Origin of the sequence: Pseudomonas sp. P39-UII1 (assembly GCF_039672635.1) — a bacterium.
Classification (GTDB): domain Bacteria; phylum Pseudomonadota; class Gammaproteobacteria; order Pseudomonadales; family Pseudomonadaceae; genus Aquipseudomonas.
The window spans coordinates 62530-74499 of record NZ_JBDFPP010000006.1 but is presented as its reverse complement, the minus strand read 5'-3'; the positions used below and the strand labels follow the sequence as shown (position 1 = coordinate 74499).

Here is an 11970-nt window from a genome sequence, read left to right as displayed (position 1 = left end):
ATGACATATGGCAATGCAAGGGGCTGCTTTGGCTCCCACAGAGACCCCACAAAATTCGTGCACTGTGGAGAAACCTGTGGGAGCCGGCTTGCCGGCGATGAGGCCATGACAGCCAGCCAATCAGCTGGCTGTCATGCCCCTCAGTGGAACAACACCGCCGTCTTCTGCAGGGTAATCCACACCCCCCAGGCCAGCGGAACCACCACCACGGCCCAGGCAATCAGCACCAGCGGCAGGCTGCCCGGCGCGGCATGCCATTCCAGCGAGCGCGCACCATCGGCACCTTTGTCGTGGCTCAGCGCACGCTCGGCCGCCAGTTGTGCATCGCTCATGAAGTGCTTGTCGGCCACCGGGCGCACCAGCAAGTTGCAGATGAAGCCCAGCACCAGCAGGCCGGCGAGGATGTACAGGGTCATGTCATAGGCCGCTGCACGCTCCACACCGGCTGCCAGCTGATACTCGCGCAGGTAGGTGATCAGCACCGGGCCAAGCACGCCGGCAGCGGCCCAGGCCGTCAGCAGGCGGCCGTGAATGGCGCCGACCATCTGCGTGCCGAACAGGTCGGCCAGGTAGGCCGGCACTGTGGCGAAACCACCGCCGTACATGGATAGGATGATGCAGAAGGCGGCCACGAACAGCGCCACGTTCCCCAGATGGCCCATGTTCGGCACCAGGCTGTAGAGGCCAACGCCCAGGGCGAAGAAGGCGAAGTAGGTGTTCTTGCGGCCGATGTAGTCCGAGAACGACGCCCAGAAGAACCGCCCACCGATGTTGAACAGGCTGAGCAGGCCGGTGAAGCCCGCCGCAATGGCGGCAATCTGCGCCAGCTGCGCGGCGTTCAGCTCACTGAACGTCAGCTCGTTGCCCAGCAGCTTGCCGGCAAACACTTCCTGCAGCAGCGGCGAGGCCATGCCGAGGATGCCGATGCCCGCCGACACGTTCAGGCACAGTACCAGCCAGATCAACGCAAACTGCGGGGTTTTCCACGCCACACTGACGTGCACATGGCGGTCGGTGACCATCGCGTTGGCTTTTTTCACCGGCGCGGTCCAGCCTTCCGGCTTCCACCCGGTAGGCGGCACGCGATAGGCCAGGGCGCCAGCCGTCATGAACACGAAGTAGATCGCCGCCATGGCGACGAAGCTCTGCCATACGCCGACTTCATGCTCGTTGCCGAAGTGGCCCATCAGCGCAGTGGCCAGCGGGGCGCCGACCATCGCGCCGCCGCCGAAGCCCATGATCGCCATGCCGGTGGCCATGCCGCGCTTGTCCGGGAACCACTTGATCAAAGTCGAGACCGGCGAGATGTAACCCAGCCCCAGGCCGATGCCGCCGATCACGCCAGAGCCCAGCCACATCAGCCACAGTTGGTGGGTTTTAACGCCAATCGCCGAAATCAGCATGCCGCCGCACCAGCACAGCGCCGACACCAGGCCAGCCTTGCGTGGGCCGGCGTGCTCCAGCCAGCCGCCCAGCACGGCTGCCGAACAGCCGAGGAAGACGAAGAACAGGGTGTAGATCCAGCTGAGCATGGAAATCGGCCAGTCGCACTCGGCGCTGAACATTCGGGCGATGAAGCCCATGTCAGCCGAGCACGCAACCGGTGCGGTAATGCCGATGGCCTGCGACAGTGGCAGCCAGAATACGGAGAAACCGTAGGCCATGCCGATGCACAGGTGAATGGCCAGCGCCGCCGGGGGTACCAGCCAGCGGTTGAAGCCCGGGCGGGCGATGATGCGCTCCTTCGACAGGAAGCCCGGCGCGCTGGCCACCGCTCCTGCCGTGATACTGCTGTTCATGGATTCGATCCTTTTGTAGGTAGACGGTGCTTGCGGATTGAATGCCCGGCTCTTCTGAATGCACGTGAGGCGTGGCCGTTGCATGGCAACGCGCCGCGACAATGGGTCGCGGGCGCTTCGAAAGCGGCGCAAGAGTACCAGTTCGCTCATGACATGGAAGCAATCTGATATCGTTATTTTTTGCCCGGCTGAATCGGTACTTCTGGCTCGTCACTAAAAAGGAACTGCCCGGCCAACCGCTGTCGAAAGTCGCAATGTCTGATCAATTAGTAGGAAATGCCCTGTATCTCTTGTCTGATACTCAGGGCCCACCGCTGCGGCGCTATACTCTGCCGCTTGAAATTCAAATACGGACTACAAGGACTCGCCCATGAAAGCGTTCGGCAAAATCCTGGGACTGGGGCTTCTCGGGTTGCTGCTGATCATCGTGGCGCTGGGCTTCGCCCTGACCCACCTCTTCGATCCCAACGACTATAAAGACGAGATCCGCCAGTTGGCGCGCGACAAGGCCCATGTCGAGCTGACCCTCAACGGCGATATCGGCTGGAGCCTGTTCCCGTGGCTGGGCCTGGAACTGCACGAGGCCAGCATCGCCACGCTGAACAAGCCCACCGAGCCGTTCGCCGACCTGCAGATGCTCGGCCTGTCGGTACGCGTGCTGCCCTTGCTGCGCCGCGAAGTGCAGATGAGCGATGTGCGCGTCGAAGGGCTGAACCTGACCCTGGCCCGTGATGAACAGGGCCATGGCAACTGGGAAGACATCGGCAAGCCGCTGCCGGCGAAGGACGGCGCAGCCGCCAGCACCCCAGCGCCCGCCGAACAGCCAGGTGCGCCGGCAGAAAGCAGCAGCGAGCGCACGGTGAAGCTGGACATCGACAGCCTCACCGTGAACAACGCCCGCGTGCAGTACACCGATGCCAAGACCGGCAAGAGCTACAGCGCCGAAAGCATCCAGCTGAGCACTGGCCCGGTCCACGAAGGTGCGAACATCCCGCTCAAGGCCAGCGCCTTCCTCAGCGCCAGCCAGCCGAACCTCAAGGCGCGCACGGAGCTTGCCGGCGAGCTGCGCTTCGACCGCAAGCTCAAGCGCTACAACTTCGAGGACATGCGCCTGACCGGCGAAACCTCGGGCGAGCCGCTGGCCGGCAAGACCATGACCTTCGCCGCCCAGGGCCAGGTGCTGGTCGACATGGCGGCCAATGTGGCGTCGTGGAACGGCCTCAAGATCTCCGCCAACCAGCTGCGAGCCCTGGGCGAGCTGAACCTGCGCGACCTGGACAAGGCGCCGCAGCTCAGCGGCGGCCTGTCCATCGCCCAGTTCGACCTGCGCACCTTCCTCGACGGCATCGGCCACCCGCTGCCGGCCACCAACGATCCCGCTGCCTTCAACAAGCTGGAGCTGGTCAGCCGCCTGCAGGGCACGCCGAACAGCCTGGCCCTGGAAGACCTGGCGGTAAAACTGGACGACAGCACCTTCAGCGGCCGCGTGGCCGTCGAAGACTTCGCCAAGCAAGCCCTGCGCGTTAAGCTCAAAGGCGACAAATTCGACGCCGACCGCTACATGCCGGCCAAGAGCGAAGAAGCCAAGGGCGCCACCGCGGCGCGCCAGAACGAGGTCAAGCAACAGGAAGCCAGCGCCGTGGCCGGGGCAGGCAGCTCACCGCTGCCGAACGCGCCGACCCAGGTGGCCTGGAGCAACGACAAGCTACTGCCGGTCGATCGCCTGCGCGCCCTCGACCTGCAGGCCGACCTGGCCTTCGGTTCGCTGACCCTCGACAAGTTGCCAATCAGCGACGCTCAACTGCAGGCGACCGGCCAAGGCGGCCTGGTCACCCTGCAAACCTTGCGCGGCGGCCTTTACAACGGCAGCTTCGAGGCCAAGGGCACCGTCGACGTGCGCCCTGCCGTGCCGCAGATCGGCCTCAATACCAAGATCAACCGAGTACCGGTGGAACACTTCATCAAGGCCGACGACAAAGAGCAGGCCCCGCCGGTAAAAGGCCTGCTGACCCTGACCAGCGATCTGACAGCCACCGGTAACAGCCAGAAGGCACTGGTCGACACCCTCAACGGCAGCGCAAACTTCACCATCAACGACGGCGTGCTGGTCAACGCCAACCTGGAGCAGCAACTCTGCCAGGCCATCGCCACCCTCAACCGCAAGTCGCTGAGCGGCGAGCCGCGCGGCAAGGACACACCGTTCGAAGAACTGCGCGGCAGCCTGGTGATGCGCAACGGCGTGGCCAGCAACCCGGACCTCAAGGCACGTATCCCCGGCCTGACCGTCAACGGCCACGGCGACCTCGACCTGCGGGTGCTGGGCATGGACTACAACGTCGGTGTGGTCGTTGAAGGTGACCAGCGCGCCATGCCCGACCCGGCCTGCCAGGTTAACGAGCGCTACGTCGGTGTCGAAGTGCCGCTGCGCTGCCGTGGCCCGCTGGAGCTGGGCGCCAAGGCCTGCCGCCTGGACCAGGACGGCCTGGGCAAGGTCGCAGCCAAGCTGGCCGGCAACCGCCTGAAAGACAAGATCGATGAAAAGCTCGATGAAAAACTCGGAGATAAAGTGAGCCCAGAACTGAAAGACGCGCTCAAGGGGCTGTTCAAGCGATGACCCCTGCGCAGTTCTCCAGCGCCGTGCTGGATTGGTACGACCAGCACGGCCGGCACGACCTGCCCTGGCAACAGGGCATCAACCCATACCGGGTGTGGGTGTCGGAAATCATGCTGCAACAGACCCAGGTCAGCACCGTGCTGAACTACTTCGACCGCTTCATGCAGGCGCTGCCTACCGTGCAGGCCCTGGCCGAAGCACCGGAAGACGAGGTGCTGCACCTGTGGACCGGCCTGGGTTACTACACCCGCGCGCGCAACCTGCAGAAAGCCGCGAAGATCGTGGTCGAGCAGCATGGCGGCGAATTCCCGCGCAGTGTCGAGCAGCTTACCGAGCTGCCCGGCATCGGCCGCTCCACCGCCGGTGCCATCGCCAGCATCAGCATGGGCATCCGTGCACCGATCCTGGATGGCAACGTCAAGCGCGTGCTGGCCCGCTACACCGCGCAGGCCGGCTACCCGGGCGAGCCCAAGGTGGCCAACCAGCTGTGGGCCACCGCCGAGCGCTTCACCCCGCCCACCCGCGCCAACCATTACACCCAGGCGATGATGGACATGGGCGCCACGCTGTGCACGCGCAGCAAGCCCAGCTGCCTCATATGTCCGCTGCAGCGCGGTTGCGAGGCGCACCTGCACGGTGTAGAAACCCGCTACCCCGAGCCCAAGCCGCGCAAGGCCCTGCCGCAGCGCCGCACACTGATGCCGCTGCTGGCCAACCACGAAGGCGCGATCCTGCTTTACCGTCGCCCTTCCAGCGGCCTGTGGGGCGGGCTGTGGAGCCTGCCCGAGCTTGAAGATATCCAGCAGCTCGATGACCTGGCCTACCAGCACGGCCTGCGCCTGGCAGAAAGCCGCGCACTGGACGGCCTGACCCACACATTCAGCCATTTCCAGCTGGCGATCGAGCCGTGGCTGGTGCGTGTCGACCCGGTCGGCCAGCACGTGGCCGAGGCCGACTGGCTCTGGTATAACCTCGCCACCCCGCCGCGCCTGGGCCTCGCCGCCCCGGTCAAGAAGCTGCTCAAACGCGCGGCCGACGAACTGATTGCAGGAGATGCCCGATGACCCGTACCGTGATGTGCCGCAAGTACAACAAAGAATTGCCAGGCCTGGAGCGCCCGCCCTACCCCGGCGCCAAGGGCCAGGACATCTTTGATCACATCTCGCAGCAAGCCTGGGCCGACTGGCAGAAACACCAGACCATGCTGATCAACGAAAAGCGCCTGAACATGATGAACGCCGAGGACCGCAAGTTCCTCCAGGCCGAGATGGACAAGTTTTTCGCCGGCGAAGACTATGCCCAAGCGGAAGGCTACGTTCCCCCGGCCGAATGACCCCAAAAATCGTAAGCGACGGAATTAATTTAAAATTTTTTCAAAAAGTCGTTGACGAGCGGTCTGGAAATCTATTTAATTCACCTCGTCGCCCAGATAGCTCAGTCGGTAGAGCAGAGGATTGAAAATCCTCGTGTCGGCGGTTCGACTCCGTCTCTGGGCACCACCTTCAAGCTTCTGGTGGTTGCAAAGTTACCCGAAGCGACAACAAGAAACCCGCCTAGTGCGGGTTTTTTGTTGTCTGCGATTTTTTCGTTCCCTTCTGCCTCACTGCTCATTGTTGACCAACATCAACAAGCGCCTTCTCGCTCAAACCCACAATTGCAGACGGACACACGACCCGACCCTGCAAGGACCTCCATGAGCGAAGAAACTCCCCTGCTGCTCCCCGCCCCCGACAGCCCCACGCCAAGCCCCTCGCCAAAACCGCGCCCCCGCCGCCCCCGTCAGCGCAAACCCGAGCCGGCCATCACCCAGATCAGCCAGGCACCGGCCGCGCTGGAAGTGGCCAGCGCACCGAAAGGCAGCAACGAGGACAGCACCTCTGCGCGCCTGCCGGCCAGCTACCCCTATCCCACCCGCATGCGCCGCCAGGAATACGAGACGGCCAAGCACGCGCTGCAGATCGAGCTGCTGAAGGTACAAAGCTGGGTCAAGGAAACCGGGCAGCGTATGGTGGTGCTGTTCGAAGGGCGCGATGCTGCGGGCAAGGGTGGCACCATCAAGCGCTTCATGGAGCACTTGAATCCGCGCGGCGCGCGCATTGTCGCGCTGGAGAAGCCTTCCGAGCAGGAAAAGGGCCAGTGGTATTTCCAGCGTTACATCCAGCACCTGCCCACAGCAGGCGAAATGGTGTTCTTCGACCGCTCCTGGTACAACCGCGCCGGGGTCGAAAAGGTGATGGAATTCTGCTCGCCCCTGCAGTACCTGGAGTTCATGCGCCAGGCGCCGGACCTGGAGCGCATGCTGTGCAACAGCGGCATCCTGCTGTTCAAGTACTGGTTCTCGGTGAACCGCGAGGAGCAACTGCGCCGCTTCATCTCACGCCGGGATGACCCACTCAAGCACTGGAAGCTTTCACCCATCGACATCAAGTCGCTGGATAAGTGGGAGGACTACACCGCCGCCAAAGAGGCGATGTTCTTCCACACCGACACCGCCGATGCGCCGTGGACGGTAATCAAATCCGACGACAAGAAGCGCGCCCGGATCAACTGCATCCGCCACTTCCTGCATTCGCTGGATTACCCCGGCAAGGACCTCAGTGTTGCGTATGCGCCCGACGCACAATTGGTAGGGCGCGCCTCACGCGGTTTCGAGGAAGATGAGCTGGCACCGCAAGCCTGAAGGCTTAGAAGTTAGCGATGGCACTGCAATAGTCCGCCTTGCGCTTGGGCACTTCCCGCGTGTTGCCCAGGCGCTTGAGCGAACCATCGCAGGCACTGTAGCCATGCACGACAAACTCATAGTCAGCGCCTTTTTCCGGCACGAACGAGAACATCCCCAGGCAGTTCTGCACCCTGTCATACCCCACCGACTGGCCGCGATCGAGAAAGTGCAGGGTAAACGGCTTGCCCGCCGGGACCAGCACCTCGCTGACCGCATCCCCCGCCTGCACCGCCGCACTGGCAGGCATACCCAGGCTCTCGCCATTACGGTCGGCGAAGCCTTCGGTGGGCACCGCGATTACCCCCGCGCCAGGGCTGTACCAGTCCACGCAGTCCTTTTCCGGCACAGCACGCACCATGCCATTGGCCACCACCCGCAGCCTTGCGGTATCGCCTGCAACCGGCGAGGCGTAGGGCGTATTGAACGATTTGACCGCAGCCATATTGCCGCAACCACAGAGCGCCGCAGCCAGCAGGCCAAGCGAGAGTGCTGTTTTCATCCGTGAAACCTCATCAATGGATACCGGATATCCGGCGGCCTGCCTCAGACCACTGCCTGCCGCTTGGGTTTCCTCGGCAAGTACGATTCAATACGCACATTTTCGCCCCCAAGGATTTCCAGCCCCATGGCTACCCATACCAAGCAACAGAAACGCGCCAAACGCGCCGCCACCAAGGCCAAGCAGAACCGTATGGTGCGCAGCGGCCAGGCAGTCAAGGCCAGCGCCGGCGACAGCGCCAGCATCGAGCAGGTGTTCAACAAGGCCATGGAATCGGACAGCTACAAAGATATGTTCGAGAAGATGAAAGCCGCGCAGGAAACCAGCCTGGTGGCGATGATCTCGGTGTTCCTGGTCGACCCGCTGCTGGCGCTGGTGCTCAAAGGGCACAAGGAAGAGCACGCCACCGACTACATCGTGCTGGTGTTCAACGCCTACCGCACCTGGCTCGATGGCGCCGACGAAGACACCACCATGGCGTGGCTGGAGAGCGACGAGTTCCAGGAAGCGTACATCGCCGCCTCCGAGCTGGTGGCCAAGCAGCAACAGCAGCAGAAACAGTTCGGCTGAGCCAGTACCGGCCTCTTCGCGGGGCAAGCCCGCCCCACAGGTTGTACACAGGCCTCGGGCATTGTGGAGAAACCCGTGGGAGCGGGCTCGCCCCGCGAAGAGGCCGGCACTGACAACCAAAAAGGCCGCGCCCCTCACAGGGCGCGGCCTTTTAATTGCAGCCAGCGCGGGTCAGTTATCCAGCGCCACCCGCCCAGCCGCCTGGCGCTTGCGATGCACCAGCAAGCCAGCCGCTACAACACCAATGCTCAGCAGCGCGGTGGCGATGATCTCTGCACGGTGGTCTTCACGCAGCCCCATCACCACCAGCACCGCAACGATGAAGGCAATGGTCGCCCAGGTCAGGCCCGGGAACAGCCACATCTTGAAGTCGATCTTCTCGCCACGCGCTTCACGCTGGCTGCGCATGCGCAGCTGCGAAACGGCGATCACCAGGTACACCAGCAGCGCGATGGCGCCGGAGCTGGCCAGCAGGAACTCGAACACCTGGGCCGGCGCAACGTAGTTGGCGAACACGCAGAGGAATGCCGCTGCGGTCGACAGCAGTACCGCCACATGCGGGGTAGATGCCTTGGTGGTGCGCTGCGCGATAGCCGGGGCATCGCCACGCTTGCTCAGCGAGAACAGCATGCGCGAAGAGGTGTACAGCGCCGAGTTGAGGCAGCTGGTCACGGCGATCAGCACCACGATGTCGACGATCAGCTTGGCGTTCGGCACACCGATGCGGCTCAGCACGGTCTGGTAGGAACCGGTTTCGGCCAGCGCCGGGTCGTTCCAAGGCACCAGGGCCACGACCAGGAAGATCGATACCAGGTAGAACAGGCAGATACGCCAGATCACCGAGTTGGTGGCGCGGCTGATCTGCTTGCCCGGGTCTTTCGATTCGGCAGCAGCGATCGTGACGATTTCGGTCCCCATGAACGAGAACATGGTGGTCAGCATCGCTGCCAGCACTGCGCCCAGGCCATTAGGCATGAAGCCTTGGGTATCGAAAAGGTGGCTTGCACCGCTGACCTGGCTATTGGGCACGAAGCCGAACATGGCCACGCAACCCACGACGATGAAGCCGATGATCGCCAGCACCTTGAGTAGGGCAAACCAGAACTCGAACTCGCCGTAGTTCTTGACGCTGCACAGGTTGGTCAGGGTAAGTGCCAGGGTGATCAGCAGGGAGAAGGCCCAGAGATCGACCGCAGGGAACCAGGCGTGGAGGATTGCTGCGGCGGCGTTGGCTTCCAGCGGGATGACAAGCACCCAGAACCACCAGTACAGCCAGCCAATGGTGAAACCGGCCCAGCGGCCAATGGCGCGGTCGGCATAGGTTGAAAACGAACCGGTGTCTGGCGAGGCAATCGCCATTTCGCCGAGCATGCGCATCACCAGCACCACCAAGGTACCGGCGGCGGCATAGGCCAACAGCACGGCAGGGCCGGCAGCAGCGATGGCGTGGCCGGAGCCTACGAACAGACCGGCGCCGATGACGCCAGCAATGGACAGCATGGTGACATGCCGTTGTTTGAGCCCCTGAGCGAGGTCATTGGAATTGTTACCGCTCATAAAACTACCTTTGTAAGGAGTGGACCACCCGATTGCTAAAACGAAGCGCGCCCGGGGTTGGTTTAGGCGTCGCTGCAATCGGCGGTTTCGATAGGGCAATAAGCGGGCCATCTGCTGAATGCATTCGTCAGATTGATCTGGCAGCCGTGAAGGGCGCGGGTTGCAGGGCATTCGGCCAAGTCTGACCGAAAGGCCGCCAAATTCGCAGTAAATGACTAGATTACGGAAATACCCACTTACAAACGCACCAAAGGTGCTCCTGGGTAACACCTATGCACCATGGCAATACAGAAAAGTGCAACCTTGGGGTACAACCTGGGATCAGGTTGATGGCTATCGCGGCTGAAGCCGCTCCTGCGGGGGATCGGTGTGCCTGGCGCGGCTGGTTTGGCGCGAAGGGGTCAAAAGCGCTTCCCACACCTGCTCAAAGCTGGCACCATCGCGCCTTTTTTCATCAAGGCTCTGGAGTTGGGCGAGCCCCTTGCGGACATCTGCGCGACGTTGCGCTGCAACGATGCGACAAATCCCCCGGCAATGCCCCGAGCCCCCTGCGCCCCTGTTGGCCGCCATAATGCCGCTATGCTAGCTTGGCGCACGCCAGGAAGGCCGCCAACAGCTGGGAACGCACCCGAACACATGAGGACCGCACATGGCCCAGGCCACGCCCGCGCTGGAAATCCGCAACCTGCACAAACGCTACGGCGACCAGGAAATTCTCAAGGGCATTTCGCTGACCGCGCGTGACGGTGACGTGATCTCCATTCTGGGATCTTCCGGCTCCGGCAAGTCCACCCTGCTGCGCTGCATCAACCTGCTGGAAAACCCACACCAGGGCGAAATCCTCGTGGCCGGTGAGTCGCTGAAGCTCAAGGCTGCCAAAAATGGTGACCTGATCGCTGCAGACAACCGCCAGATCAACCGCCTGCGCAGCGAAATCGGCTTCGTCTTCCAGAATTTCAACCTGTGGCCGCACATGTCGGTGCTCGACAACATCATCGAGGCGCCACGCCGCGTGCTCGGCCAGAGCAAGCCCGAGGCGATCGAAGCGGCCGAAGCACTGCTGAACAAGGTCGGCATCTTCGACAAGCGCCACAGCTACCCCGCCCAGCTTTCCGGTGGCCAGCAGCAGCGTGCCGCCATCGCCCGCACCCTGGCCATGCGCCCCAAGGTCATCCTGTTCGACGAGCCAACCTCGGCGCTCGATCCGGAAATGGTCCAGGAAGTGCTTAACGTTATCCGCGCACTGGCCGAAGAAGGCCGTACCATGCTGCTGGTGACGCACGAGATGAACTTTGCCCGCCAGGTGTCCACTGAAGTGGTCTTCCTGCACCAGGGCCTGGTTGAAGAGCAAGGATCGCCGCAGCAGGTCTTCGAGAACCCGACCTCGGCGCGTTGCAAGCAATTCATGTCCAGCCACCGCTAACGGAGCAACACGAATGCAGACCTACAAGAAATTCCTCCTGGCAGCTGCCGCCACTCTGGTGTTTTCGGCCAATGCCATGGCAGCCGAAAAACTGAAAATGGGCATCGAGGCGGCCTACCCGCCCTTCAACAACAAAGATGCCAGCGGCCAGGTGGTCGGCTTCGACAAGGACATCGGCGACGCGCTGTGCGCCAAGATGAAGGTCGAATGCGAAGTGGTCACCTCCGACTGGGACGGCATCATCCCAGCGCTGAACGCCAAGAAGTTCGACTTCCTGATCTCCTCGCTGTCGATCACCGACGAGCGCAAGCAGGCGGTTGATTTCACCGACCCGTACTACTCCAACAAGCAGCAGTTCATCGCACCGAAAAACGTCGACTTCAAAACCGACCGTGCTTCGCTCAAGGGCAAGACCATCGGTACCCAGCGCGCCACCCAGGCCGCGACCTGGCTGGACGACAACGGTGGCATGGACGGCGAGTTCAAGGTCAACCTGTATGACGGCCAGGAAAACGCCTACCTGGACCTGACGTCCGGCCGCCTGGACGCCATCCTCGCCGACAAATATGCCAACTATGACTGGCTGAAGTCCGACGCTGGCAAGAACTTCGAGTTCAAGGGCGACCCGGTCAACGACAGTGACAAGGTCGGCATCGCCGTGCGCAAAGGCGACAACGAGCTGCGCAACAAGCTCAATGCCGCACTGAAGGAAATTGTCGCCGACGGCACCTACAAGAAGATCAACGACAAGTACTTCCCGTTCAGCATCTATTGATTCGCCCCGAC

10 protein-coding genes and 1 tRNA gene are annotated in these 11970 nt (G+C 62.6%); 8 read left to right on the top strand and 3 right to left on the bottom strand.

Going from position 1 to position 11970, the window contains the following annotated elements:
* Positions 1-140: 140 nt before the first annotated feature.
* On the bottom strand, positions 141-1799 hold the full coding sequence (locus ABEH27_RS10640) for an OFA family MFS transporter (protein WP_346613546.1): 1659 nt from the start codon (positions 1797-1799) through the stop codon (positions 141-143).
* 370 nt (positions 1800-2169) lie between these two features.
* Here ABEH27_RS10640 and ABEH27_RS10635 point away from each other — a divergent pair, with 370 nt between their 5' ends.
* The 5 genes from ABEH27_RS10635 to ppk2 all read left to right on the top strand — a co-directional run bounded on the left by ABEH27_RS10635 (position 2170) and on the right by ppk2 (position 7093).
* Positions 2170-4413 carry an AsmA family protein gene (locus ABEH27_RS10635; RefSeq protein WP_346613545.1) on the top strand — a complete coding sequence of 748 codons (2244 nt, stop codon included), beginning with the start codon at positions 2170-2172 and terminating at the stop codon, positions 4411-4413.
* Entirely contained in the window at positions 4410-5477 is a 1068-nt protein-coding gene (mutY, locus tag ABEH27_RS10630) for an A/G-specific adenine glycosylase (protein WP_346613544.1), read from the top strand. The genes ABEH27_RS10635 and mutY overlap by 4 nt, the downstream gene beginning before the upstream one ends.
* Entirely contained in the window at positions 5474-5746 is a 273-nt protein-coding gene (locus ABEH27_RS10625; RefSeq protein WP_346613543.1) for an oxidative damage protection protein, read from the top strand. The genes mutY and ABEH27_RS10625 overlap by 4 nt, the downstream gene beginning before the upstream one ends.
* Before the next feature lie 90 nt (positions 5747-5836).
* Positions 5837-5912 (top strand) — tRNA-Phe (locus ABEH27_RS10620).
* A 194-nt stretch (positions 5913-6106) separates the two neighbouring features.
* Positions 6107-7093, top strand: a complete 987-nt coding sequence (ppk2, locus tag ABEH27_RS10615) for a polyphosphate kinase 2 (RefSeq protein WP_346613542.1) — start codon at positions 6107-6109, stop codon at positions 7091-7093.
* 4 nt (positions 7094-7097) lie between these two features.
* On the opposite strand, the gene ABEH27_RS10610 is transcribed toward ppk2, so the two are convergent.
* A complete protein-coding gene (locus ABEH27_RS10610; protein ID WP_346613541.1) occupies positions 7098-7634 on the bottom strand; it encodes a hypothetical protein in 537 nt (178 codons plus the stop codon).
* A 126-nt stretch (positions 7635-7760) separates the two neighbouring features.
* On the opposite strand from ABEH27_RS10610, the gene ABEH27_RS10605 reads away from it, so the two are divergent.
* Entirely contained in the window at positions 7761-8204 is a 444-nt protein-coding gene (locus tag ABEH27_RS10605; RefSeq protein WP_346613540.1) for a hypothetical protein, read from the top strand.
* Positions 8205-8375: 171 nt separating this feature from the next.
* Here the strand turns inward: ABEH27_RS10605 and gabP are convergent, their stop codons facing one another.
* Complete coding sequence (gene gabP / locus ABEH27_RS10600; protein ID WP_346613539.1) at positions 8376-9761, bottom strand: GABA permease; 1386 nt, start codon at positions 9759-9761, stop codon at positions 8376-8378.
* A 649-nt stretch (positions 9762-10410) separates the two neighbouring features.
* Between gabP and ABEH27_RS10595 the strand changes: the two genes are divergently transcribed.
* Positions 10411-11184, top strand: a complete 774-nt coding sequence (locus tag ABEH27_RS10595) for an ABC transporter ATP-binding protein (RefSeq protein ID WP_346613538.1) — start codon at positions 10411-10413, stop codon at positions 11182-11184.
* Positions 11185-11197: 13 nt separating this feature from the next.
* Entirely contained in the window at positions 11198-11959 is a 762-nt protein-coding gene (locus ABEH27_RS10590; RefSeq protein WP_346613537.1) for an ABC transporter substrate-binding protein, read from the top strand.
* Positions 11960-11970 lie beyond the last annotated feature (11 nt).